The organism is Streptomyces sp. NPDC059832, from assembly GCF_042731715.1.
Classification (GTDB): Bacteria; Actinomycetota; Actinomycetes; order Streptomycetales; family Streptomycetaceae; genus Streptomyces.
On record NZ_JBHWIY010000005.1, the window covers coordinates 14,873 to 38,846 of the forward strand.

Here is a 23,974-nt window from a genome sequence, read left to right on the forward strand (position 1 = left end):
GCCCATGCGGGATTGCCCGCTCACAAAATATGGGACGGCGGGCGGAGGATGGTTTGTCGGGTGGGCCGTCGGCCGCACCCCGTCCGCCACGGGGGGGGCGGCCGGGGCGGTCCTGCGCACGAGGGGAGGACCGCCCCGGCCGCGGGGCACGGATCCCCGGTCAGCCGACGTACGCCCCGCTCGCCGTGAGGCGCAGCGCCGTGTCGATCAGCGGCACGTGGCTGAAGGCCTGCGGGAAATTCCCCACCTGGCGCTGCAACCGGGAGTCCCACTCCTCCGCGAGCAGCCCCAGATCGTTGCGCAGGGACAGCAGCCGCTCGAAGAGCTGACGTGCCTCGTCGACCCGGCCGATCATCGCCAGGTCGTCCGCCAGCCAGAACGAGCAGGCCAGGAACGCGCCCTCGTCGCCCTCCAGGCCGTCGACGCCCGCGTCCTCGCCCGAGGTGGGGTAGCGCAGCACGAAGCCGTCCTCGGTGGACAGCTCGCGCTGGATCGCCTCGATGGTGCCGATCACGCGCTTGTCGTCCGGCGGCAGGAAGCCCATCTGCGGGATCAGCAGCAGTGAGGCGTCCAGTTCCTTCGAACCGTAGGACTGGGTGAAGGTGTTGCGCTCGGGGTCGTAGCCCCGCTCGCAGACATCGCGGTGGATGTCGTCGCGCAGCTCGCGCAACCGCTCCAGCGGCCCTTCCGCGTCCCCGGACTCGATGAGCTTGATGGTGCGGTCGACGGCGACCCAGGCCATCACCTTCGAGTGGACGAAGTGGCGGCGCGGCCCGCGTACCTCCCAGATGCCCTCGTCCGGCTCCTCCCAGTGCTTCTCCAGGTACTCGATCAGCTTGAGCTGGAGGCCCGTGGCGTAGTCGTTGCGGGTCAGGCCGGTCATGTGGGCGAGGTGCAGTGCCTCGATGACCTCGCCGTACACGTCCAGCTGGAGCTGGCCCGCCGCGCCGTTTCCGACCCGGACCGGGCCGGAGTTCTCGTAACCGGGCAGCCAGTCCAGCTCGGCCTCGCCCAGCTCGCGCTCGCCCGCGATGCCGTACATGATCTGCAGGTTCTCCGGGTCGCCGGCGACCGCCCGCAGCAGCCACTCGCGCCAGGCGCGGGCCTCCTCGCGGTAGCCGGTGCGCAGCAGCGAGGAGAGCGTGATCGCGGCGTCGCGCAGCCAGGTGTAGCGGTAGTCCCAGTTCCGGGAGCCGCCGATGTCCTCCGGCAGGGAGGTGGTCGGCGCGGCGACGATGCCGCCGGTCGGCGCGTACGTCAGGGCCTTGAGGGTGATCAGGGAGCGGACCACGGCCTCGCGGTAGGGCCCGTGGTACGTGCACTGCTCGACCCATTCGCGCCAGAAGTCCCCGGTCGCGTCCAGCGAACCCTCCGGGTCCGGCAGGGCCGGCGGGCCGTGGTGCGAGGGCTGCCAGCTGATCGTGAACGCGATCCGGTCACCCGGCGCCACCGTGAAGTCGGAGTACGTCGTGAGGTTCTCGCCGTACGTCTCGGTGGGGGTGTCCAGCCAGACGGAGTCCGGACCGGCGACGGCGACCGTGCGGCCGTCGACCTTGTGCACCCATGGGGTGACCCGGCCGTAGCTGAACCGCATGCGCAGCTCGGAGCGCATCGGCACCCGGCCGCTGATCCCTTCCACGATCCGGATCACCTGGGGCGCACCGTCACGCGGCGGCATGAAATCGGTCACTCTGACCGTTCCGCGTGGTGTGTCCCACTCCGATTCCAGGATGAGGGAGTCCCCGCGGTAGCGGCGGCGGTCCGCGGACGGCGGCTCCGTCCCGTCCGCCCGCGCCGGACCCAGGCGCCAGAAGCCATGCTCCTCGGTACCCAGCAGTCCCGCGAAGACGGCGTGCGAATCGAAGCGGGGAAGGCACAGCCAGTCCACTGTGCCGTCCCGGCAGACCAGGGCGGCGGTCTGCATGTCTCCGATGAGTGCGTAATCCTCGATGCGCCCGGCCACGTGCATCTCCAGTCGAACGGCCATGTCGCCCCGTAGGGCATTACTGCGGGTAAAGAGGTCGTCGCAAGGGGTTGTTGTGGGGGAACCTGCGAACGTGTCACCTCGCCCGGGGCAAGTGTCCGAGCAGGATACGACGCACTCCGATGATCCGCGCGACGGTCTTGACAACCGGTCTGGCCCGAACGGGTGTGTGTACGGACACTCGTGGTGATCATGCGAGGTGGGCGTCCCGATACGGCCGGAAGCAGGGTCCCCTCGGCGCTGATACCCTGGTAGCCCGTGGACCGGTGGTCGTCCGCAACCGCAGACGAGGCCCCCGAACCGCAGCGACGGCGCCTCCGGAGTCTCCGGATGAAATCGCCGGTACGCACCTCACGATCGCGACCACGGGAGCCCCCTTTGGCTATGCAGCCCACATCCACGACGACCAAGCACATCTTCGTCACCGGGGGTGTCGCCTCTTCCCTCGGCAAGGGTCTGACTGCCTCCAGCCTCGGTGCCCTGCTCAAGGCGCGCGGCCTTCGGGTCACCATGCAGAAGCTCGACCCGTACCTCAACGTCGACCCGGGCACGATGAACCCGTTCCAGCACGGTGAGGTGTTCGTCACCAACGACGGTGCCGAGACCGACCTGGACATCGGCCACTACGAGCGCTTCCTCGACGTCGACCTCGACGGCTCCGCCAACGTCACCACCGGCCAGGTCTACTCGCAGGTGATCGCCAAGGAGCGGCGCGGCGAGTACCTCGGTGACACCGTGCAGGTCATCCCGCACATCACCAACGAGATCAAGCACCGCATCCGCCGCATGGCCACCGACGACGTCGACGTCGTCATCACCGAGGTCGGCGGCACGGTCGGCGACATCGAGTCGCTGCCGTTCCTGGAGACCGTCCGCCAGGTCCGCCACGAGGTCGGCCGGGACAACGTCTTCGTCGTGCACATCTCGCTGCTGCCCTACATCGGCCCGTCCGGCGAGCTCAAGACCAAGCCGACCCAGCACTCCGTCGCCGCGCTGCGCAACATCGGTATCCAGCCGGACGCCATCGTGCTGCGCGCCGACCGCGACGTACCGACCGCCATCAAGCGCAAGATCTCGCTGATGTGCGACGTCGACGAGGCCGCCGTGGTGGCCTGCGTGGACGCCAAGTCGATCTACGACATCCCGAAGGTGCTGCACACCGAGGGCCTGGACGCCTACGTCGTGCGCAAGCTCGACCTGCCGTTCCGCGACGTCGACTGGACGACGTGGGACGACCTGCTGGACCGTGTCCACAACCCCGACCACGAGATCACCGTCGCGCTCGTCGGCAAGTACATCGACCTGCCCGACGCCTACCTCTCGGTCACCGAGGCCATCCGGGCCGGCGGCTTCGCCAACAAGGCCCGGGTCAAGGTCAAGTGGGTGGCCTCGGACGACTGCAAGACCCCGTCGGGTGCCGCGAAGCAGCTCGGTGACGTCGACGCGATCTGCGTCCCCGGCGGCTTCGGCGACCGCGGTGTCAACGGCAAGATCGGCGCCATCCAGTACGCCCGCGAGAACAAGGTGCCGCTGCTCGGCCTGTGCCTCGGCCTCCAGTGCATCGTGATCGAGGCCGCGCGCAACCTCGCCGAGATCCCCGACGCCAACTCCACCGAGTTCGACGCCGCCACCTCGCACCCCGTCATCTCGACGATGGAGGAGCAGCTGGCGTACGTCGAGGGCGCGGGCGACCTCGGCGGCACCATGCGGCTCGGCCTGTACCCGGCGAAGCTCGCCGAGGGCTCGCTGGTCCGCGAGGCGTACGACGGCCAGCCGTACGTGGAGGAGCGTCACCGCCACCGCTACGAGGTCAACAACGCCTACCGGGCCGAGCTGGAGAAGAAGGCCGGTCTGGTCTTCTCCGGCACCTCCCCGGACAACAAGCTCGTCGAGTACGTCGAGTACCCGCGCGAGATCCACCCCTACCTGGTCGCCACCCAGGCGCACCCGGAGCTCCGCTCCCGCCCGACCCGCCCGCACCCGCTCTTCGCGGGCCTGGTGAAGGCGGCCGTCGAGCGCAAGACGGGCGCCGCGGCCGGTGACGGCAAGGGCAAGTAGTCCGGCGCCGCACAGGCGTTAACGTTGACCGGGGTACGCGTCCTTCGAGGATGCGTACCCCGGTTTCTGTTTTTCGTGGGAGGACGTAGATGGGTTTCCAGGACACGCCCGAGGAGTGGCAGGTCACCGCGACCGAGACGCCCTTCACCGGCAACAAGACCAGCGTCCGCACCGACGAAGTGGTGATGCCGGACGGCACGGTCGTGCGCCGCGACTACCAGGTCCACCCGGGCTCGGTCGCCGTGCTCGCGCTCGACGACGATGGCCGGGTCGTCGTGCTGCGGCAGTACCGCCACCCGGTGCGCCACAAGCTCTGGGAGATCCCGGCCGGACTGCTCGACGTCCCCGGCGAGAACCCGCTGCACGCGGCCCAGCGCGAGCTCTACGAGGAGGCGTACGTCAAGGCCGAGGACTGGCGGGTGCTGACCGACGTCTACACCACGCCGGGCGGCTGCGACGAAGCCGTACGGATCTTCCTGGCCCGGAATCTCTCCGAGGCCGACGGGGAGCGCTTCGAGGTCTCCGAGGAGGAGGCCGACATGGAGCTGGCCCGGGTGCCGCTCCAGGAGCTGGTGCGGGGCGTCCTCGCGGGGGAGCTGCACAACAACTGCCTCGTGGTGGGCGTCCTCTCGCTCGCGGCGGTCCTCGCCGGTGACGGGATCGAGTCGCTGCGCCCGGCCGGGGCGCCGTGGCCGGCCCGCCCGTTCGAGGCCTGACGGGCCGTAGGGGCGGACCGGCCTCCGGCGCTCCGCCGGGGGCGTGGGAGGCCACCGGCGGAGCGCCGGAGGCCGCTGAACGGATCACCGAGGTCCTTCGATCGGAAAAGATGCTGATCCGATCGGGGGACCTCTGCGCCGTGCTCCAGGGAAATCGTCCGCACGCCTGAACTACGCTCGGAATGCCCTGACCGGAGTCCCGGCGGGCGACGCGTGCAGCGAAGTGGAGCGTGGCCCGTGACGGATCAGGCGGTGGACACCAGCGGCCCGGCCAAGGCAGCGGGAACCGAGGAGCCGTCCGGCGCCGCCCCACCCCAATTCTTCGGCCGCGACCGTGAGTTGAAGGCGCTGCGGGCCGACATCGAGAGAGCCGGCCTCGACACCCTGGCCGGTCGCAAGGCCGCCCGCGCCCGGGTCCTGCTGATCGCCGGACGGCCCGGCTCCGGACGCACCGCGCTCGCCGGTGAACTCACCCGCAGGCTGCTCGCCGCCGACGACCACCCCGACGGACTGTTCCACGCCCGGCTCACCGAACCCGGCGGTGCGCCGGTGCCCACCGAGCGCACCGCCCGCGAGCTGCTCGACCAGCTGGGTGTGACCGGCCCGCCCGGTGCGGACGGGGACGAACTCTCCGAGATGGTCCGCAAGGAGCTCGCCGGACGCCGTGCCCTGCTGCTCCTCGACGACGCGGCGGACGCGGAACAGGTCGACCCGCTGCTGCCGGACAACCCGGACTGCCTGGTCGTCGCCACTTCCGGGGGCCCGCTGACCGGTATCCCGGGCGTCCGCCCCTGCACCATCGGCGGCCTGGACGCGGGCTCCGCCGTGCGGCTGCTCGCCCGCATCATCGGAGAGGTCAGGATCACCGTCGACCCGCGGACCGCCGAGACCCTGGCCGAGGAGTGCGGTGGGCTGCCGGGCGCCCTGGTCATGGTCGGGGGCTGGCTCGCCGCCCACCCCATGGCGTCGGTCGCCGATGTCACCAAGCAGCTGCGCGAGCTGCCGGACGACACGGAGCAGTCCACCGGCTCCCGCCCGCTGGCCCGCGCCTTCCGGCTGGCCCACGACTCGCTGCCGCCGACGGCCGCCCGGATACTGCGGCTGCTCGCCCTCGCCCCCGCCGGACTCGCCGACGCCCACACCGCGTCCGCGCTGGCCGGCTGTTCCGTCTCGGCCGCCCAGACGACCCTCGACGACTTCGTCGCCCTGGGGCTGCTGCACACCAACGGGGCGGATCAGCCGCAGTACGAGGTGCCCGGCTGTCTCGCGCCGCTGCTGCGGGCGTTGCTGGAGGCCAGGGACCGGCCGGCGGAGATCCAGCTCGCCAGGGCCCGGATGCTGGAGCGGACCGTACGGCTGCTGCAGTCCTGCCGGGCGGTCACCGAACCCGAGGGTTCCCCGGCCCGCCGCAAGCTCGCCGGGCTGCCGCGGTCGCTGCGCTTCCCCAGCCCCGAGGCGGCCGCCGAATGGCTGCGGATCCGCCGGCCCGCCCTGCTGGCCTCGGCCCGGATCGCTGTCGAGGACGGTGAACTCGACACCCTGGCAAGGCGGTTGGTGGCCGCTCTGGTGCGGGCGCTGGCCGTGCACCGCGGCACCGAGGCCGCCGCACCCGAGCTGTACGGACTGCACGGTCTGGTGCTGGCCGTCGCCGAGCGGCGGGAACTGCCGCGGGAGCGGGCCGCCGCGCTGCTCAACCTCGCCGACCTCGACGCCAGGACCGGCCGCACCCGGGAGGCGCTGGCCCGCTACCGGGCCGCGCTGGATGCCGGACGGGCCGCGAAGGACCCGTACGCCACCGGTCGCGCGATGGAATCCGTAGGTGGCGCCTATGCCGAGCTGGGGGACTTCCAGCGGGCCTCCGACTGGTACGGCCGAGCGCTGGCGCAGCGGCTCACCCAGGGGGAGCGGGCCGACGAGGCGCGGCTGTACGGGCGGCTCGGCGCCGTCCACACCTATGCCGGGCGGTACGGCGAGGCGCTGCGCAACTGGCGCGCCGCGGCGGCCGGGTACCGCAGGCTCGGCGACGTGCCGGCCCAGGCGCGGGCGCTCAGCGAGGCGGCGCGGGTGCAGGAGTACGCGGGCCGGCCGCACGAGTCCCTGCACACCTGCCAGGAGGCCGTCGAGTGGGCCAGGCGGGCCGGGGACGTACGCCTGCAGGCGGCGCTGGAGCTCCGGTTGGCCGACACGCTCGACAGGCTCGGCGACCCGGCCGCGGCCGGGCTGCACCGGGGTCTGGCCGACAGATTGCTGGACCAAGAGGGTGCGGCCTGCGAAATCCGTAGTACGGCGACTGAAAATTAATGCTTTGTAAGGCTAGACAGCACGAAACCCTTCATTAGACTGGCTCTGCCGCGTGTGTTCGCGGTGTCTCCATATACGTAGTGTCTATCCGGGTATGTATAGCTATGTCCGGGTAACCCTCTGAGCCAAGGACCGTGATCGACGTGAAGGTCGGTATCCCCCGCGAAGTCAAGAACAACGAGTTCCGCGTGGCGATCACGCCTGCCGGCGTGCACGAGCTCGTCCGCCACGGCCACCAGGTCGTCGTCGAGGAGAGCGCCGGTGCCGGCTCCTCCATCACGGACGAGGAGTACGTCGCCGCCGGGGCGCAGATCCTCCCCACCGCCGACGAGGTCTGGGCCACCGCCGATCTCCTGCTCAAGGTCAAGGAGCCGGTCGCCGAGGAGTACCACCGCCTCCGCAAGGACCAGACGCTCTTCACCTACCTGCACCTCGCCGCCTCCCGCGAGTGCACCGACGCGCTGGTCGAGTCGGGCACCACGGCCATCGCCTACGAGACGGTCGAGACCGCGAGCCGCGCGCTCCCGCTGCTCGCCCCGATGTCCGAGGTCGCGGGCCGGCTGGCCCCGCAGGTCGGCGCCTACCACCTGATGCGCTCGGTCGGTGGCCGCGGCGTGCTGCCGGGCGGCGTCCCGGGCACGGCGCCCGCCGAGGCCGTCGTCATCGGCGGCGGTGTCTCCGGCTGGAACGCCACGCAGATCGCCGTCGGTCTCGGCTTCCACGTCACGCTGCTCGACAAGGACATCAACAAGCTCCGCGAGGCCGACAAGGTCTTCGGCACCAAGGTGAAGACCGTCGTCTCCAACGCCTTCGAGCTGGAGAAGGCCGTCATCGAGGCCGACCTCGTCGTGGGTGCCGTGCTGATCCCCGGCGCGAAGGCGCCGAAGCTGGTCACCAACGAGCTCGTCGCCAAGATGAAGCCCGGAAGTGTACTTGTCGACATTGCAATCGACCAGGGCGGTTGCTTCGAGGACTCGCACCCGACGACGCACGCCGAGCCGACCTTCATGGTCCACAACTCGGTCTTCTACTGCGTCGCGAACATGCCGGGCGCGGTGCCGAACACCTCCACGTACGCCCTCACCAACGCCACGCTCCCGTACATCCTGGAGCTCGCCAACCGCGGCTGGGTCGAGGCGCTGCGCCGTGACGCCGCGCTCGCCAAGGGCCTCAACACCCATGACGGGCAGGTTGTTTACCGCGAGGTCGCCGAAGCGCACGGCCTGGAGCACGTCGAGCTGAGCTCGCTCCTCGGCTGACGGGTCAACCGCTTCCGTCAACCTCACGCGTCCGGCCGGACCTTGCCGAGCAAGGTCCGGCCGGAGGCATGTCGGGTCCCTGCGGGGGTCCGGTTCAACTCGTCTCGAACGTAACTCTTCAACCGATTCGTACACCTGTTAAAACCGCACCCCGGTGGCTGCGCACCCTTGACAGGGAGGTGTTCGATTGCCGACACATCGGGCCGGGTCCGGCGGATTGTGTTGCTGCGGAGCGGTGACACGCCATAGAGTCGCCAATCGTCGGCATGGTGCCACGCTGACCTATCGATAAGTTTCCTGGTCACGTCCAAGGAGGTAAGACGACTTGTGAATGAGTCGACATTTACTCCCGGGGGTGTTCATCCAGGGATGCCTGCACGGGGCCAGGGCCCGAACGGGCTGGCGGCTGTCGGCTCCGTCGCTGTCCGCACCTTCGCCACCCAACAGCACATGACGACAGCCCCCCAGATGATGGACGGCCTACACGTGAACGCCATGGCCGGCAACGAGAGTGGCCGGGAGACCGCCCACTTCGCCGACTTCGACGAGGTGCCCCAGGGGCACTTCTACGACCCCGACGCCGAGTACGAACCCGATCCGGAGTACGCGGCCACCCTCGCGCCCGACGCTGCCCGCCAGCGCCGCGAGCGGATCGGCCCGACCGGTCGGCCCCTGCCCTACTTCCCGATCCCGGGCCCGCTGACCGATCACGGTCCCGCGAAGATCATCGCGATGTGCAACCAGAAGGGCGGCGTCGGCAAGACCACGTCGACCATCAACCTGGGTGCCGCGCTCGCGGAGTACGGGCGACGCGTCCTGCTCGTCGACTTCGACCCGCAGGGAGCCCTGTCGGTCGGGCTCGGCGTCAACCCGATGGAGCTCGATCTCACGGTCTACAACCTGCTCATGGAGCGGGGCATGTCGGCCGACGAGGTCCTGCTGAAGACCGCGGTCCCGAACATGGACCTGCTGCCCAGCAACATCGACCTGTCGGCTGCCGAGGTGCAGCTGGTGAGCGAGGTGGCCCGGGAGTCCACGCTGCAGCGCGCCCTGAAGCCGCTGATGGCCGACTACGACTACATCGTGATCGACTGTCAGCCGTCGCTGGGCCTGCTCACCGTGAACGCCCTCACGGCGGCCCACAAGGTCATAGTGCCGCTCGAGTGCGAGTTCTTCGCGCTGCGTGGTGTGGCCCTGCTCACCGAGACGATCGAGAAGGTCCAGGAGCGCCTCAACCCCGATCTGGAGCTCGACGGCATCCTCGCCACCATGTACGACTCCCGTACGGTGCACAGCCGTGAGGTCCTCGCGCGCGTCGTCGAGGCATTCGACGATCACGTCTACCACACGGTCATCGGGCGCACTGTGCGCTTCCCGGAGACCACGGTCGCCGGTGAACCCATCACCACCTACGCCTCCAACTCGGTCGGTGCCGCCGCCTATCGCCAGCTCGCCAGGGAGGTGCTCGCCCGGTGTCACGCCGAGTGAGTCTGCCCGGGGCCGACGAACTGTTCCGTACCACCGGAGGAATGGGGCTCCAGGCCTCTTCCCCCGCCGACCGGCGGCGCAAGGCGAACGGCGAGGCCCGGGTGCCCGGTCCGGCCGGTGAGAGCGATTCCGGGGCGGACGGAGCCGGGACGGACGCGGCACAGGCCACCGACGGCGCCTCGCGCGAGGAGCACTCCGCGGCCGATGCCGACGCGGGGGAGTCGCGCAGCCGCGGCGACCGGGTCGCGGTGGCCGCGCAGGCGGGGCGGAGGCCCCAGCAGCCCGCGCCGACGGCCGCGCCCCCGTCCGCATCACCGTCCGCGCAGGAGGCGGTCCCCGCCCCTGCCGTTCAGCAGCAGCGCAGGCGCGGAGGCGGGCGCGGGGCGAACCGGCGGCCCAGCGGCCGCGAGCGCCACGACGAGAAGATCACCGTCTACGTCTCCGCCGAGGAACTGATGGACCTCGAACACGCCCGCCTCGTGCTGCGCGGGGAGCACGGGCTCGCGGTCGACCGCGGACGGATCGTCCGTGAGGCGGTCGCGGTGGTGCTCGCGGATCTGGAGTCGCGGGGCGACGCGAGCATCCTCGTACGGCGGTTGCGCGGCCGCTGACGGGTGGGGCGCCGGTAGCCTGCCCGGTGGGCGACCGCCGGACGAGCGGTCCGGCCCTCCCGTACGGGCCACGGCCCGCCGCCCGTATCCCGCTGCCCCTGGACCTTCATGCCGACGACCGACGAGCCCGCCCGCACCCCCCGCCGCCCCCTGGGGCGCGGTCCGGGCGGCCGGGCCGCGCCGGAGCCGGTGGACGCCGGGCCTGCCGACCCGGAGACCCCCGCCCCGCCGCTGCCCGGGGACGGGGACGGGGAGGCGACCGAGGCACCCGCGGCGCCCGTCGCGGCGCCCGAGCCTCCAGGGCCCATCGAGCCTCCAGGGTCCGCCGGGCTTCCCGGGTCCGCCACCGACGGGCGGTTCACCGTCCGGCTGGCGAACTTCGAGGGGCCGTTCGACCTGCTCCTCCAGCTCATCGCCAAGCACAAGCTGGATGTGACCGAAGTCGCGCTGTCGAAGGTCACCGACGAGTTCATGGCGCACATCCGGGCGATGGGGCCGGACTGGGACCTGGATCAGACCACCGAGTTCCTCGTCGTCGCCGCGACGCTGCTCGACCTGAAGGCGGCCCGGCTGCTGCCCGCCGCCGAGGTGGAGGACGAGGCGGATCTGGCGCTGCTCGAAGCGCGGGACCTGCTCTTCGCCCGGCTGCTCCAGTACCGCGCGTACAAACGCATCGCGGAGATCCTCAGCGACCGGCTGGCATCGGAGGGGCGGCGGTTCCCGCGGACGGTGGGGCTGGAGCCGCACCACGCCGAGCTGCTGCCCGAGGTCGTGATCAGCATCGGGGCGGAGGGGTTCGCCGCGCTGGCCGTGAAGGCGATGCAGCCGAAGGCCGAGCCGCAGGTGTACGTCGACCATATCCACGCGCCGCTGGTCAGCGTGCGGGAGCAGGCCGGGATCGTGGTGGCACGGCTGCGGGAGGCGGGGGAGGCCAGCTTCCGGGCGCTCACCGAGGACGCCCCGGACACCCTCACCGTCGTCGCCCGGTTCCTCGCACTGCTGGAGCTGTACCGGGAGAAGGCCGTGGCGCTCGACCAGGACGAGGCGCTCGGGGAGCTCCTGGTGCGCTGGGCCGGGGGCGAGGGCGCCGGGCCCGTCGTCACGGACGAGTTCGACGCCGGGACGCAGGACGTCCAGGAGGATGGGAAGGCATGAGTCAGCAGGAGACCACCGGCTCCACCGTCGCGGATCTCGACCTCGGGCCCGCGTTGGAAGCCGTCCTCATGGTCGTCGACGAGCCCGCCACCGAGGAGCACCTCGCCAAGGTGCTGGAGCGGCCCCGCAGGGCCGTCGCCGACGCGTTGCGCGCGCTGGCCGACGAGTACACCGTGCAGCGCCGCGGCTTCGAGCTGCGGCTGGTGGCGGGCGGCTGGCGCTTCTACACCCGTCCCGAGTACGCGGCGGCCGTCGAGAGCTTCGTCCTGGACGGCCAGCAGGCCCGTCTGACCCAGGCGGCGCTGGAGACCCTCGCGGTGGTCGCGTACCGCCAGCCGGTCAGCCGTTCCAGGGTCTCCGCGGTCCGCGGCGTGAACTGTGACGGGGTGATGCGGACCCTGCTCCAGCGGGGTCTGGTGGGGGAAGCGGGCGCGGAACCCGAAACAGGTGCGATCCTGTACAGGACGACGAACTACTTTCTGGAGCGGATGGGCCTGCGTGGCCTGGATGAGCTCCCGGAGCTCGCGCCCTTCCTCCCCGAGGCGGACGCGATCGAGGCTGAGACGCTAGAGGGTGTGCCGTCGTTCGATCCGGACGCACCGGACACCCCGGATACTCACGCAGACGACAAGACGGAATTTTGATGCGAAGCAGTGGCAGGAACAGCGGAAGCGGCAGCGGCGGCGGCAAGAGCGGCGGCAGCCGGAATCCTCGCGGTGCCGGCGCCGGGCGCGACGGCAAGCAGGAGCAGCGTCCCCGCCGGCCCCGGCCCGAGGAGCGCCGCTACGACGTGGGCGGCACCGGGGAGAAGAGCGGCGACGGCCCCCGCAAGGGACGCGGCGCGGCGGCCCGCGGCGGCGCCAAGGGCGGCCCGAAGCCCGCGCAGGCGGGCAGCGCCAGGAGCGGTGGTCCGCGTCGCCAGGGCGCCCCGTCCCGTCCGCGTGAGCTCGACGCCAAGATCGAGCAGCGCAACCGGGACAGGTACGCCGGCAAGGCGGACATCAGGACGCCCAAGACCCACCCGGGCGCCGAGCAGGAGGGCGAGCGGCTGCAGAAGGTCCTCGCCCGCGCCGGTATGGGCTCGCGCCGGGCGTGCGAGGAGCTGATCGAGCAGGCCCGCGTCGAGGTCAACGGCGAGATCGTCGTCGAGCAGGGCATGCGCGTCGATGTGAACAGGGACGAGATCAAGGTCGACGGTCTGACCGTCGCCGCCCAGTCCTATCTCTTCTTCGCGCTGAACAAGCCCGCCGGTGTCGTCTCCTCGATGGAGGACCCGGACGGCCGCCAGTGCCTCGGCGACTACGTCACCAACCGCGAGACGCGGCTCTTCCACGTCGGCCGGCTGGACACCGAGACCGAGGGCATCATCATGCTCACCAACCACGGCGAGCTGGCCCACCGCCTGACCCACCCCAAGTACGGCGTGAAGAAGACCTACCTGGCCGCCATCCAGGGACCGCTCCCGCGCGACCTGGGCAAGCGGCTCAAGGACGGCATCCAGCTGGAGGACGGGTACGCCCGCGCCGACCACTTCCGGGTCGTCGAGAACACCGGCAAGAACTACCTGGTCGAGGTGACCCTCCACGAGGGCCGCAAGCACATCGTCCGCCGGATGCTGGCCGAGGCCGGCTTCCCGGTCGAGCGGCTCGTACGGACGTCCTTCGGGCCGATCCCGCTGGGCGACCAGAAGTCCGGCTGGCTGCGCCGCCTCACCAACACCGAGGTGGGCATGCTGATGCGCGAGGTCGGTCTGTAACCCTCCTCCGTCCGCTCCACGGCCCGCGGCCGGTTCCTGATTTCGATTTTCGAACAGGAACCGGCCGCGGGTCTTTCTTCGTGCCCGCTCCACCTTTATAGTCAGAGTGACTATTAAGGAGGCGGGTGTGAGTCTCGCGGATTTCCTCGATCCACTGCAACAACCCCTGGTGACGGTGCTCGACACCCCGGTCAGCTGGACCGAGGTGCTCGGCTTCGGCAGCGGGGCGCTGTGCGTATGGCTCGTGGCCCGCCAGCACCTCGCCAACTGGCCGATCGGCATCGCCAACAACCTCTTCTTCATCCTGCTGTTCACCCAGTCCGGTCTGTACGCCGACGCCGGCCTCCAGATCGTCTTCATCGCCCTTGCCGCGTACGGCTGGTGGACCTGGACCCACGGGGGTGGACCGGGCTCACCCGACCTGCCGGTGCGGCGCACCACGCGCACCGAATGGACCTGGCTGCTCGCGGCGGGGGTGGCGGGGACCGTCGCCCTCACCGTCCTGCTCGACCACGCCACCGACTCGACCGTGCCCTTCTGGGACGCCCTGACGACCGCGCTGTCCCTGACGGCGACGTACGGACAGTGCCGCAAGCTCGTCGAGTCGTGGAGGCTCTGGATCGCCGCCGATGTGGTGTACATCCCGCTGTACGCGTACAAGGAGCTCTATCTGACCTCGCTGCTGTACGTCGGTTTCCTGACGCTCTGCCTGATCGGCCTGCGGAACTGGCAGCGTGATCTCGCCGGGCAGCGGCGGCAGCCGGCGGAGGTGGCGGCATGAAGCGCTTCGGGCACGGGCTGGTCCTGGGCAAGTTCTACCCGCCACACGCCGGCCACCACCATCTCGTCCGCACCGCGCGGGACCGCTGCGAGCGGCTGACCGTCCTGGTCTGCGCCGCCTCCGTCGAGTCCGTACCGCTCGCCGACCGGGTGGCCTGGATGCGGGAGGTGCACCCGGACGTACGGGTCGTCGGCGCCGTCGACGACATCCGCATGGACCTCCACGACCCGGTGATCTGGGACGCGCACATGGCCGTCTTCACCGGGGCCGTGCCCGAGCCGGTGGACGCCGTCTTCACCTCGGAGTCGTACGGGGACGAACTCGCCCGCCGGTTCGGCGCCGAATCCGTCTGCGTCGACCCCGACCGCACGGTCTTCCCGGTCTCCGGCACCGCCGTCCGCAAGGACCCGGTCGGCTGCTGGGACTTCCTGGAGCCGCCCGTACGGGCCGCCCTCGCCCGCCGGGTCGTCGTCCTCGGCGCGGAGTCCACCGGTACCACGACGATGGCCCGTGCCCTCACCGACCACTACCGCGGGCGCGGCGGCGTCTGGGCGCGGACCGGTTACGTCGCCGAGTACGGGCGGGAGTTCAGCGAACGGAAACTGGCCGCCCTGCGCGAGCGCCGGCCCGGCGCCCAGTGGGAGGACGTCTCCTTCACCACCGACGACTTCCCGCTGATCGCCGAGGCCCAGAACGCCAAGGAGGAGGCGGCCGCGCGCCTCGGGTCGCCGGTGCTCTTCTGCGACACCGACTCCTTCGCCACCACCGTCTGGCACGAGCGGTACATCGGCGGACGCAACCCGCTCGTCGAGGAGACCGCCGACCGGGTCGCCCACCACCTGTGGCTGCTCACCGACCACGAGGGCGTCGCCTTCGAGGACGACGGGCTGCGCGACGGCGAGGAGCTGCGGCCCTGGATGACCGACCGCTTCCGGGCCGAACTCGCCCGTACCGGAAGGGAATTCATCGAGCTCACCGGAACCCGCCAGGAACGCCTGGCCACCGCGGTCGCCGCCGTCGACTCGCTGCTCGCCGGCAGCTGGAAATTCGCCGCGCCCCTGCCGGAGCGCCGATGAGCACCGGCGCCCCCGAGGGCTACGACCCGTACGCCTTCGAACCCTTCGCCGTCACCGTCGACCTCGCCGTCTTCACGGTCCGCGACAGCCGGCTGCACGTCCTGCTCGTCGAACGGGGCGAGGACCCGTACAAGGGGCACTGGGCGCTGCCCGGCGGCTTCGTCCTGCCCCGCGAGTCCGCCGAAACCGCTGCCCGCAGGGAGCTCGCCGAGGAGACCGGGCTGACGGAGGGCACCGTCGGCGCCCTCCACCTGGAACAGCTGCGCACCTACAGCGATCCGGACCGCGACCCCAGGATGCGGGTCGTCTCGGTCGCGTACGCCGCGCTCGTACCCGACCTGCCCGAGCCGCGCGGCGGCGGCGACGCGGCCGGCGCCCAGTGGTGGGACGCCGGAGCGCTCGGCCCGCTCGCCTTCGACCACGACCGCATCCTCGCCGACGCGCACGACCGGATCGGCGCCAAGCTCGAATACAGCTGTCTGGCCACCGCCTTCTGCCCGGCCGAATTCACCCTGGGAGAACTCCAGCAGGTGTACGAGACGGTCTGGGGCGTCGAGCTGGACCGGCCCAACTTCCGGCGCAAGGTCCTCACCACGCCCGGCTTCGTCCAGGCCGTGGAGGGGTCGCCGCGCCGCACCGGCGGACGGGGGAAACCGGCCGCGCTCTACCGGGCGGGTGCCGCTACCGCCCTGCACCCTCCACTGCTGAGACCGGAAGGAAGAAGTACGTGATCGTGACCAGGACCGTCACCAAGCAGGCCGCCACCGGCGCGCTGACCGGGCTCGCGCTCGGCGACGCACTGGGATTCCCGACCGAGTTCAACAACGTGCCGTCGATCCTCGCCAAGTGCGGGCCGTGGCGCACGATGCGGCTGCCGAAGCCGGCGATCGTGACCGACGACACCCAGATGACGCTGGCCCTGGGGCGGGGCATCCGTACCGCCATGGACCGCGGGCTGCTCACCCCGCTGCGGCTGGTCCGCCCGGTGCGCGAGGAGTTCGTCGACTGGTACCACTCGCCCGACAACAACCGGGCCCCCGGCCGCACCTGCATGACCGCCTGCCGCCTGCTCGACAGCGACCGGCTCTGGCAGGAGGCCAGCCAGACCGGCTCCAAGGGCTGCGGTGCCAACATGCGGGTCGCGCCGATCGGCCTCGCACCCGGGCTGAGCGACGAACAGCGCTCCGGCGCCGCCCAGTTGCAGGCGGCCCTCACCCACGGGCACCCGACCGCGCTCGCCGCGTCCGACCTGACGGCCCGCGCGGTGTACCTGCTGGCGCAGGGGGCGGAGCCGATGGGTCTGATCGGGCAGTTGCGCTCGTACGCCTACGAGAACGGCGGCCGGTACCTCACGCGCTGGCTCGGCGACCTCTGGCGGTACGCGGGCGATTCCTCGCCCGAGCTGTACATCCAGCGCGGCTGGGACGAATGCCTCAACGCCCTGGCCCGCGTCCAGGACGCGCTGCACGACCCCTCCCCGGAGACCGACCCCTGCGAGCTGACCGGTGACGGGTGGATCGCCGAGGAGGCCCTGGCCACGGCCCTGCACTGCTTCCTCCTCTTCCCCGACGAGCCCGTCACCGCCCTCCGCCGCGCCGCCTGCACCCGGGGCGACTCCGACTCCCTCGGCTGCCTGACCGGCGCGTTCGCCGGGGCGCACCTGGGGGCCGGGGCCTGGCCCAAGGAGTGGTCGGAGCGGATCGAGTACCGCAGCGATCTGCTGTCGCTGGGGGCGCTCTGGGATTCTTGATCCATGCGCATGGACACCAAGCACCTCCAGGAAGCCGGGCTGCCGGTCACGGACCTCGGCCCGGTCGTTGCCGAGGAGCGCCACCCGCTGCTGTTCGCCACGGTCTCCGGAGCGCATCTGTACGGGTTCCCCTCCAAGGACTCGGATGTGGACCTTCGGGGGGTCCATCTCCTGCCCGCGGAGGACCTGGTGGGACTGCGCGAGCCCGAGGAGACGCGCTCGCGGATGTGGGACCGGGACGGGGTCGAGATGGACCTCGTCACGCACGACCTGCGGAAGTTCGTCCGGCTGATGCTGAAGCCGAACGGCTATGTGCTGGAGCAGTTGCTCTCGCCGCTGGTCGTGCACACGGGCGGGATACACACGGAACTGGTGGACCTGGCGCCGGGTGTGCTCACCCGCAACCACGCCCACCACTACCGGGGATTCGCCAACACCCAGTGGCGGCTCTTCGGGAGGACCGGTGAACTGAAGCCGCTGCTGTACACGTTCCGGGCGCTGCTCACCGGGATCCACCTGATGCGCAGCGGTGAGGTGCGGGCGCATCTGCCGACCCTTCTCGGGGAGGTGGCGGCGCCCGCGTATCTGCCCGAGCTGATCGAGGCGAAGGCCGAGGCCGAGCACGGGGGAGCGGGGGACATGGCCGGCGGGGCGGTGTCCCGGGACGTCGAGGCGCTGCACGGGGTGCTGGACCGGGCCCAGGCGGAATCGGGGCTTCCCGAGAGGGCCGGCGGGTTCGAGGAGCTGCACGACCTCGTGGTGCGGGCACGGTTGACGGGGCGGGCGTCCTAGGCCCTGCCGTCTGCCGTCTGCCGTCTGCCGTGCGGCGTCCGGCGCGCACCAGACGCCGCGCGGCCGCCCTCCGGGCGACGACGGCAGTTTGACGACAGGGGCTAGAAGCCGCCCACGGAGTCCCCGCCGGGCCAGGACACGGACGCCCGGCGGGTGCGGATCAGGAAGTCCTCCACCCGGGCCCGGTCCGGCTCCGGCGGGAGCGGGGAGTTCCTCGCGGCCTCGTCGTCCTCCTCGACGAGACGGTTCATGCGGCGTTCGACCTCCGCCCACGGCACCTCGCCCCGCTTCACCGCCAGCAGCTCCTCCCGGGCCGCGCCCACCTCGATCGTGAGCTCGCCCGTGCGCAGCAGGTCCCGGCCGCAGGTCAGCAGCCGCAGCAGATGCATGGCGTGCTTCCAGCGCGGCGCCCCGTGCTGCCGTACGTCGGCCTCCAGCTTCCTGCGCTGGCCCGAGGCGTAGCGGACGAAGGTCTGGTGGGCCAGCCGGGAGAGGAACGCGCCGCGCAGGGAGAGGAGTTCACGGCCCACGGCATCGGCGTGTTCCACCAGTGGTGAGTGCAGGCACTCCAGCACATTGGGGTTGGCGCGCAGCGCCAGCTCGCAGAAGCGTTCCAGCTCCCAGGAGAACTGCTCCTGTGCCGGGCCCTCGACATGCGTCGGCGGCTTCTCGAACCGCCAGAACAGCGGGGTCGGCGCGAGGAACACGCCGCGCCGGTCGGTGTCGCTCCCCTCCATGGCGAGCCCGAAGGCGCGTGAGCCCATCACGCAGGAGTAGACCGTGTGATCGCGTACGAGAGCCTCGGGATCAGGGGTGATCATGCCGGCGAGAGTACGTGAGCGAAAACGGGTTGCACCGGGGATATCGGGACGGCCCTCAGGCGCCCGCTCAAGTGGCAGAAGCCCGGGTTCTGATCGACATTGTCGATAAATCATCCCCTCTGGAAAGGCAGAACCATGGCAGGAAACGATCTCGGCAGCCTGCTGGGCGGCTTGCTGGGCGGTGACGGCCGGAGTGGCGGCGCGGGCGGCGCGGGGAACGTCCTCGGCGCGCTGCTCGGCGCGCTCGGCGGCGGCCAGGGCGGAACGGGCGGCGGCGGCAACGCGCTCGAAGGGCTGATCGGGATGCTCACCAGATCCGGCCTTGTCGACCAGGCGCAGTCCTGGGTCGGCACCGGCGCGAACCAGGCGGTCAGCGGCGCCCAGATCAGCGAGGCGCTGCCGGACGAGACCCTGCAGAAGGTCGCCCGGGAGGCGGGGGTCAGCACCGAGCAGGCGGCCGACGAGATCGCCCGGTCGCTGCCGACAGCGGTCGACAAGCTGACTCCTTCGGGCGAGGTGCCGGAGGGCCGCTCGATCGAGGACCTGGTCCGGGAACAGCAGCTCTGACGGCGAGAGCGGCCCGAGGGCCTGTCCGGCGCAGCGGGGCCGGGCAGGCCCCCGGGCCGTCGGCGCGTACCCGCCCCGTCTCACGGACAGAGCGCCCCGGACCGCCGGCCGCGCCGCCCCTCTAGGCTGACCGGGCAGAGAGATCACGCAGGCGGACAGCAGGCGCGACACGTACGAGGAACCGAGGAGCACGACGTGGCGGTACGAGCGGTCCGCGGAGCCGTCCAGCTCGAACAGGACGAGGCCGGGCACATGGGGGAGCGGGTCGGTGCCCTGCTCACCGCGGTCCTGGAGCGCAACAGCCTCGTCGCGGACGATTTGATCAGCATCTGGTTCACGGCCACCCCCGACCTGCACAGCGACTTCCCGGCCGCCGCCGCACGCGGGCTCGGTATCGTCGACGTACCGCTGATCTGCGCCCAGGAGCTGGACATCGAGGGGGCCATGCCCCGTGTGGTGCGCATACTCGCGCACGTCGAGACGTACCTTCCCAAGTCCGAGATCGCCCACGTGTACCTCGGTGCCACCGCCGCACTTCGCAAGGACATCGCCCAGTGAGAACCGCCGTCGTCATCGGAACGGGCCTCGTCGGCACTTCCGCAGCCCTCGCTCTCGCCGGGCGCGGCATCCATGTCCATCTCGTCGACCACGACCCCCAGTCGGCCCGTACCGCGGCCGCGCTGGGCGCCGGTACGGACGAGGCGCCCGACGGCCCCGTGGACCTGGCGATCATCGCCGTGCCGCCCGCCCACGTGGCCTCGGTGCTGGCCACCGCCCTGCGGGACGGCATCGCCCGCGGCTACCTCGACGTCGCCAGCGTGAAGGGCGGCCCGCGCCGCGAGCTGGAGGCCCTCGGCCTCGACCTCTCGCCGTACATCGGTACGCACCCCATGGCAGGCAAGGAGCGGTCGGGCCCCCTCGCCGCCACCGCGGACCTGTTCGAGGGCAGGCCCTGGGTCCTCACCCCGACCCGTGACACCGACACCGAGGTGCTCAACCTCGCCCTGGAACTGGTCGCGCTCTGCCGCGCCGTCCCGGTCGTCATGGACGCCGACGCGCACGACCGGGCCGTCGCCCTGGTCTCCCACACCCCGCAGCTGATCTCGTCGATGGTCGCCGCCCGCCTGGAGGAGGCCGACGAGACCGCCGTACGCCTCTGCGGCCAGGGCATCAGGGACGTCACCCGGATCGCCGCCTCCGACCCCCGGATGTGGGTGGAGATCCTCTCCGCCAACCCCGGCCCGGTCGCCGACGTGCTGGCCGGGGTCGCCGCCGACCTGGACGAGACGGTACGGGCGCTGCGCGGCCTGCAGTCCGACGACGACGACCGGCGCCGCGAGGGCACCGAGGGCATCGAGGACGTGCTGCGCCGCGGCAACGCGGGCCGGGACAGGGTGCCGGGCAAGCACGGGACCGCCCCCACCGCGTACGAGATGGTGTCCGTGCTCATCAGCGACCGGCCGGGCGAACTGGCCGGGATCTTCGCCGACGCCGGACGGTCCGGGGTCAACGTCGAGGACGTGCGCATCGAGCACGCCACCGGGCAGCAGGCCGGCCTGGTCCAGCTGATGGTCGAGCCGAGCGCGGCCCCCGCACTGAGCGCGGCGCTGCGCGAGCGGGGCTGGTCGATACGCCAGTAGCCCGGGGCCGCGGGGCCGGAAGGCCGTTGTCCACAGGGGTGCAGAGACCCGCTCCGACACTCGGTAACCTTGTGCGGGGCGGGTTCGCACGCGCCCTTGTCCCGCCCACCCCGTGTATTCAGGAAGGTGTCCACCACCGTGGAAACCCGTACGGCCCCGGCCGCAGTGATCGTCGCCATCGACGGGCCATCCGGCACCGGCAAGTCGAGCACGTCCAAGGCCGTCGCCGCGCAGCTCGGCCTGAGCTACCTGGACACCGGCGCCCAGTACCGGGCGATCACCTGGTGGATGCTGAACAACGGCATCGACGTGCAGGACGCGACGGAGGTGGCGACCGCGGCCGCCAAGCCGGTCATCGTCTCCGGCACGGACCCGGCCGCCCCGACGATCACCGTCGACGGCGAGGACGCCGCGGGCCCGATCCGCACCCAGGAGGTCACCTCCAAGGTCAGCGCCGTCAGCGCCGTCCCCGAGGTGCGCACCCGGATCACCGAGCTGCAGCGCAGCATCGCCGCCGCGGCCGAGCGGGGCATAGTGGTCGAGGGGCGGGACATCGGCACCACCGTGCTGCCCGACGCCGACCTGAAGATCTTCCTCACCGCTTCCCCGGAGGCGCGCGCCGCCCGTCGCAGCGGAGAGGTCAAGGGCTCCGACCTCGCCGCCACCAAGAAGGCGCTGATCAAGCGGGACGCGGCCGACTCCGGCCGCAAGACCTCCCCGCTGGCCAAGGCGGACGACGCCGTCGAGGTGGACACCACCGAGCTGACCCTTCAGCAGGTCATCGAGTGTGTCGTCACCCTCGTCGAGGAGAAGCGGGCCACGAAGTGACCCAGGCCACGGGGTCGCCCTCGCCGCGCGGTGCGGCGGTCGGGCGCGGGATCGGCATCGGGCTGATGTACGGGCTGTGGAAGCCCCGCGTCCTCGGTGCGTGGCGGGTTCCCGCCTCCGGACCCGTCATACTCGCGGTGAACCACTCGCACAACATCGACGGTCCGATGCTGATGGGCACCGCGCCCCGGCCCGTCCACTTCCTGATCAAGAAAGAGGCGTTCGTCGGCCCGCTCGACCCGTTCCTGCGCGGAATCGGTCAGCTGAAGGTGGACCGTACGACCGTCGACCGCACCGCCATCACCCACGCCCTCGGCGTGCTGGAGAACGGCGGGGCGCTCGGGATCTTTCCCGAGGGCACCAGGGGCGAGGGCGACTTCGCCTCCCTGCGTGCCGGGCTCGCGTACTTCGCGGTACGCAGCGGGGCGCCGATCGTGCCCGTGGCCGTCCTGGGAAGCACCGAGCGCCGTGGACGGTTGATATCGGCACTGCCGCCGCTGCGCAGCCGGGTCGATGTCGTCTTCGGCGATGCCTTCGAGGCGCAGGAGGGTGCGCGCAGCTCGGACAAGGGCGGTGGCGGGCGACGGGTGGGCGGCAGCGGGCGGCGTACGCGCAAGGCACTGGACGAGGCGACGGTACGGATCCAGGGGCGGCTGACCGCCCATCTGGACGAGGCCAGGCGTTTCACCGGGCGCTAGGTAAGACTTGAGTAGTGGGCCGCGTGTTCGTGGCCCATCGATGATGATGCAAAGAGGAACGGACTTCATGAACGACCAGATTCACTCCGACGGCTCGGACCATGAGCACGGAGCACTTGGCGACGCCGAGTACGCGGAGTTCATGGAGCTCGCCGCGGAGGAGGGCTTCGACCTCGAAGAGGTCGAGGGCGCGATCGACGAGGCCGGTCACGGACCGCTGCCCGTGCTCGCCGTCGTCGGCCGCCCCAACGTCGGCAAGTCGACGCTGGTGAACCGGATCATCGGCCGCCGCGAGGCGGTCGTCGAGGACAAGCCGGGCGTCACCCGTGACCGCGTCACCTACGAGGCCGAGTGGGCGGGCCGCCGCTTCAAGGTCGTCGACACCGGCGGCTGGGAGCAGGACGTGCTGGGCATCGACGCCTCCGTCGCCGCCCAGGCCGAGTACGCGATCGAGGCGTCCGACGCGGTCGTCTTCGTGGTCGACTCGACCGTCGGCGCGACCGACACCGACGAGGCCGTCGTCAAGCTGCTGCGCAGGGCCGGCAAGCCGGTCGTGCTGTGCGCCAACAAGGTCGACGGACAGAGCGGCGAGGCGGACGCCACCGCACTGTGGTCGCTGGGCCTCGGCGAGCCGCACCCGGTCTCCTCGCTGCACGGCCGCGGCACCGGCGACCTGCTCGACGCCGTGCTCGAAGCGCTTCCCGAGGCCCCGGCGCAGCGCTTCGGCACCGCGATCGGCGGCCCGCGCCGGATCGCGCTCATCGGCCGTCCGAACGTCGGCAAGTCCTCGCTGCTGAACAAGGTGGCGAACGAGGACCGCGTCGTCGTCAACGAGCTCGCCGGCACCACCCGCGACCCGGTCGACGAGCTGATCGAGCTCGGCGGCATCACCTGGAAGTTCATCGACACGGCCGGCATCCGCCGTCGCGTCCACCTCCAGGAGGGTGCGGACTACTACGCCTCGCTGCGTACCGCCGCCGCGGTGGAGAAGGCCGAGGTCGCCGTCGTCCTGATCGACGCGGGCGAGTCCATCAGCGTCCAGGACCAGCGCATCATCACCATGGCCGTGGAGGCCGGGCGTGCCCTGGTGATCGCGTACAACAAGTGGGACACGCTCGACGAGGAACGCCGCTACTACCTGGAGCGCGAGATCGAGACGGAGCTCGCGCAGATCGCGTGGGCCCCCCGGGTCAACGTCTCGGCCGTCACCGGCCGGCACATGGAGAAGCTCGTCCCGGCGATCGAGACCGCCCTCGCCAGCTGGGAGACCCGCGTCCCCACCGGCCGGCTGAACGCCTTCCTCGGCGAGATCGTCGCCTCCCACCCGCACCCTGTCCGCGGTGGCAAGCAGCCCCGGATCCTCTTCGGCACCCAGGCCGGTACCAAGCCGCCGCGCTTCGTGCTGTTCGCCTCGGGCTTCCTGGAGCACGGCTACCGACGGTTCGTCGAGCGCCGGCTGCGTGAGGAGTTCGGCTTCGAGGGCACCCCGATCCACATCTCGGTGCGGGTCCGCGAGAAGCGCGGCCGTAACAAGTAGCGCGCAGCGGGCGTACGACAGAGCCCCGGGGCGTTTCTCCTCCTCCACCGTCCCGGGCTCTTTCCCCGCACCCCGCCCCCCCCCCACCCCCGGAGAAGGACACCGACTGGGTGCGTCCCCCACGCCGGCCCCCCCCCCCCCCAAACCACAAACACC

22 protein-coding genes are annotated in these 23,974 nt (G+C 71.4%); 20 read left to right on the forward strand and 2 right to left on the reverse strand.

The genetic code is table 11. The features are described from left to right. Window positions 1-160 precede the first annotated feature (160 nt). Window positions 161-1,987 carry a glycoside hydrolase family 15 protein gene (locus ACFV8T_RS10265; RefSeq protein ID WP_385326283.1) on the reverse strand — a complete coding sequence of 609 codons (1,827 nt, stop codon included), beginning with the start codon at window positions 1,985-1,987 and terminating at the stop codon, window positions 161-163. 381 nt (window positions 1,988-2,368) lie between these two features. On the opposite strand from ACFV8T_RS10265, the gene ACFV8T_RS10270 reads away from it, so the two are divergent. The 14 genes from ACFV8T_RS10270 to ACFV8T_RS10335 all read left to right on the forward strand — a co-directional run bounded on the left by ACFV8T_RS10270 (window position 2,369) and on the right by ACFV8T_RS10335 (window position 17,727). After that, the gene (locus ACFV8T_RS10270; RefSeq protein ID WP_385326284.1) at window positions 2,369-4,042 is read left to right on the forward strand and encodes a CTP synthase; all 1,674 of its coding nucleotides are present in this window, start codon (window positions 2,369-2,371) and stop codon (window positions 4,040-4,042) included. A gap of 89 nt (window positions 4,043-4,131) precedes the next feature. Beyond that, window positions 4,132-4,758 (forward strand): NUDIX domain-containing protein, encoded by a 627-nt coding sequence (locus tag ACFV8T_RS10275; RefSeq protein WP_385326286.1) that lies wholly within the window; start codon window positions 4,132-4,134, stop codon window positions 4,756-4,758. A 237-nt stretch (window positions 4,759-4,995) separates the two neighbouring features. Beyond that, complete coding sequence (locus ACFV8T_RS10280) at window positions 4,996-7,059, forward strand: tetratricopeptide repeat protein (protein WP_385326287.1); 2,064 nt, start codon at window positions 4,996-4,998, stop codon at window positions 7,057-7,059. A 143-nt stretch (window positions 7,060-7,202) separates the two neighbouring features. Continuing rightward, window positions 7,203-8,318, forward strand: coding sequence for an alanine dehydrogenase (ald, locus tag ACFV8T_RS10285; RefSeq protein WP_385326799.1), 1,116 nt, complete (start codon window positions 7,203-7,205; stop codon window positions 8,316-8,318). A 369-nt stretch (window positions 8,319-8,687) separates the two neighbouring features. After that, window positions 8,688-9,806 carry a ParA family protein gene (locus ACFV8T_RS10290; RefSeq protein ID WP_266421275.1) on the forward strand — a complete coding sequence of 373 codons (1,119 nt, stop codon included), beginning with the start codon at window positions 8,688-8,690 and terminating at the stop codon, window positions 9,804-9,806. Further along, window positions 9,803-10,417, forward strand: coding sequence for a hypothetical protein (locus ACFV8T_RS10295; RefSeq protein WP_385326801.1), 615 nt, complete (start codon window positions 9,803-9,805; stop codon window positions 10,415-10,417). The genes ACFV8T_RS10290 and ACFV8T_RS10295 overlap by 4 nt, the downstream gene beginning before the upstream one ends. Before the next feature lie 108 nt (window positions 10,418-10,525). Next, window positions 10,526-11,572, forward strand: a complete 1,047-nt coding sequence (locus ACFV8T_RS10300; RefSeq protein WP_385326289.1) for a segregation and condensation protein A — start codon at window positions 10,526-10,528, stop codon at window positions 11,570-11,572. After that, entirely contained in the window at window positions 11,569-12,216 is a 648-nt protein-coding gene (gene scpB, locus ACFV8T_RS10305) for an SMC-Scp complex subunit ScpB (protein WP_266421280.1), read from the forward strand. The genes ACFV8T_RS10300 and scpB overlap by 4 nt, the downstream gene beginning before the upstream one ends. Further along, window positions 12,216-13,328, forward strand: a complete 1,113-nt coding sequence (locus ACFV8T_RS10310; protein ID WP_385326290.1) for a pseudouridine synthase — start codon at window positions 12,216-12,218, stop codon at window positions 13,326-13,328. Before scpB ends, ACFV8T_RS10310 begins: the two co-directional genes overlap by 1 nt. A 127-nt stretch (window positions 13,329-13,455) precedes the next feature. Continuing rightward, window positions 13,456-14,109, forward strand: coding sequence for a nicotinamide riboside transporter PnuC (gene pnuC / locus ACFV8T_RS10315; RefSeq protein WP_385326292.1), 654 nt, complete (start codon window positions 13,456-13,458; stop codon window positions 14,107-14,109). Further along, window positions 14,106-15,185 (forward strand): AAA family ATPase, encoded by a 1,080-nt coding sequence (locus ACFV8T_RS10320; RefSeq protein ID WP_385326294.1) that lies wholly within the window; start codon window positions 14,106-14,108, stop codon window positions 15,183-15,185. The genes pnuC and ACFV8T_RS10320 overlap by 4 nt, the downstream gene beginning before the upstream one ends. Beyond that, entirely contained in the window at window positions 15,182-15,916 is a 735-nt protein-coding gene (locus ACFV8T_RS10325; protein WP_385326295.1) for an NUDIX domain-containing protein, read from the forward strand. Before ACFV8T_RS10320 ends, ACFV8T_RS10325 begins: the two co-directional genes overlap by 4 nt. Then, on the forward strand, window positions 15,913-16,935 hold the full coding sequence (locus ACFV8T_RS10330; RefSeq protein ID WP_385326297.1) for an ADP-ribosylglycohydrolase family protein: 1,023 nt from the start codon (window positions 15,913-15,915) through the stop codon (window positions 16,933-16,935). The genes ACFV8T_RS10325 and ACFV8T_RS10330 overlap by 4 nt, the downstream gene beginning before the upstream one ends. A 3-nt stretch (window positions 16,936-16,938) precedes the next feature. Then, window positions 16,939-17,727, forward strand: coding sequence for a DNA polymerase beta superfamily protein (locus ACFV8T_RS10335; RefSeq protein WP_385326298.1), 789 nt, complete (start codon window positions 16,939-16,941; stop codon window positions 17,725-17,727). Window positions 17,728-17,828: 101 nt separating this feature from the next. Here the strand turns inward: ACFV8T_RS10335 and ACFV8T_RS10340 are convergent, their stop codons facing one another. Continuing rightward, complete coding sequence (locus tag ACFV8T_RS10340; RefSeq protein ID WP_385326299.1) at window positions 17,829-18,548, reverse strand: DNA polymerase beta superfamily protein; 720 nt, start codon at window positions 18,546-18,548, stop codon at window positions 17,829-17,831. 135 nt (window positions 18,549-18,683) lie between these two features. Between ACFV8T_RS10340 and ACFV8T_RS10345 the strand changes: the two genes are divergently transcribed. The 6 genes from ACFV8T_RS10345 to der all read left to right on the forward strand — a co-directional run bounded on the left by ACFV8T_RS10345 (window position 18,684) and on the right by der (window position 23,818). Beyond that, window positions 18,684-19,115, forward strand: a complete 432-nt coding sequence (locus ACFV8T_RS10345) for a YidB family protein (RefSeq protein WP_385326301.1) — start codon at window positions 18,684-18,686, stop codon at window positions 19,113-19,115. A 195-nt stretch (window positions 19,116-19,310) separates the two neighbouring features. Further along, a complete protein-coding gene (gene aroH / locus ACFV8T_RS10350) occupies window positions 19,311-19,673 on the forward strand; it encodes a chorismate mutase (RefSeq protein WP_266421302.1) in 363 nt (120 codons plus the stop codon). Continuing rightward, complete coding sequence (locus ACFV8T_RS10355; protein ID WP_385326302.1) at window positions 19,670-20,755, forward strand: prephenate dehydrogenase; 1,086 nt, start codon at window positions 19,670-19,672, stop codon at window positions 20,753-20,755. The genes aroH and ACFV8T_RS10355 overlap by 4 nt, the downstream gene beginning before the upstream one ends. 126 nt (window positions 20,756-20,881) lie before the next feature. After that, window positions 20,882-21,583 (forward strand): (d)CMP kinase, encoded by a 702-nt coding sequence (cmk, locus tag ACFV8T_RS10360; protein ID WP_385326304.1) that lies wholly within the window; start codon window positions 20,882-20,884, stop codon window positions 21,581-21,583. Then, window positions 21,580-22,281 (forward strand): lysophospholipid acyltransferase family protein, encoded by a 702-nt coding sequence (locus tag ACFV8T_RS10365; RefSeq protein ID WP_385326306.1) that lies wholly within the window; start codon window positions 21,580-21,582, stop codon window positions 22,279-22,281. Before cmk ends, ACFV8T_RS10365 begins: the two co-directional genes overlap by 4 nt. Window positions 22,282-22,348: 67 nt before the next feature. Further along, on the forward strand, window positions 22,349-23,818 hold the full coding sequence (gene der, locus ACFV8T_RS10370) for a ribosome biogenesis GTPase Der (protein WP_266421313.1): 1,470 nt from the start codon (window positions 22,349-22,351) through the stop codon (window positions 23,816-23,818). Window positions 23,819-23,974 lie beyond the last annotated feature (156 nt).

What these genes read in the sequence shown, in the direction of transcription:
- der (WP_266421313.1), top strand. Translation starts at nt 22,349, where the DNA reads ATGAACGACCAGATTCACTCCGACGGCTCGGACCATGAGCACGGAGCA.
- ACFV8T_RS10270 (WP_385326284.1), top strand. Translation starts at nt 2,369, where the DNA reads ATGCAGCCCACATCCACGACGACCAAGCACATCTTCGTCACCGGGGGT.
- ACFV8T_RS10300 (WP_385326289.1), top strand. Translation starts at nt 10,526, where the DNA reads ATGCCGACGACCGACGAGCCCGCCCGCACCCCCCGCCGCCCCCTGGGG.
- ACFV8T_RS10345 (WP_385326301.1), top strand. Translation starts at nt 18,684, where the DNA reads ATGGCAGGAAACGATCTCGGCAGCCTGCTGGGCGGCTTGCTGGGCGGT.
- ACFV8T_RS10275 (WP_385326286.1), top strand. Translation starts at nt 4,132, where the DNA reads ATGGGTTTCCAGGACACGCCCGAGGAGTGGCAGGTCACCGCGACCGAG.
- ACFV8T_RS10325 (WP_385326295.1), top strand. Translation starts at nt 15,182, where the DNA reads ATGAGCACCGGCGCCCCCGAGGGCTACGACCCGTACGCCTTCGAACCC.
- ACFV8T_RS10340 (WP_385326299.1), bottom strand. Translation starts at nt 18,548, where the DNA reads ATGATCACCCCTGATCCCGAGGCTCTCGTACGCGATCACACGGTCTAC.
- ACFV8T_RS10265 (WP_385326283.1), bottom strand. Translation starts at nt 1,987, where the DNA reads ATGGCCGTTCGACTGGAGATGCACGTGGCCGGGCGCATCGAGGATTAC.
- scpB (WP_266421280.1), top strand. Translation starts at nt 11,569, where the DNA reads ATGAGTCAGCAGGAGACCACCGGCTCCACCGTCGCGGATCTCGACCTC.
- ACFV8T_RS10290 (WP_266421275.1), top strand. Translation starts at nt 8,688, where the DNA reads ATGCCTGCACGGGGCCAGGGCCCGAACGGGCTGGCGGCTGTCGGCTCC.
- ACFV8T_RS10335 (WP_385326298.1), top strand. Translation starts at nt 16,939, where the DNA reads ATGCGCATGGACACCAAGCACCTCCAGGAAGCCGGGCTGCCGGTCACG.
- ACFV8T_RS10310 (WP_385326290.1), top strand. Translation starts at nt 12,216, where the DNA reads ATGCGAAGCAGTGGCAGGAACAGCGGAAGCGGCAGCGGCGGCGGCAAG.
- ACFV8T_RS10320 (WP_385326294.1), top strand. Translation starts at nt 14,106, where the DNA reads ATGAAGCGCTTCGGGCACGGGCTGGTCCTGGGCAAGTTCTACCCGCCA.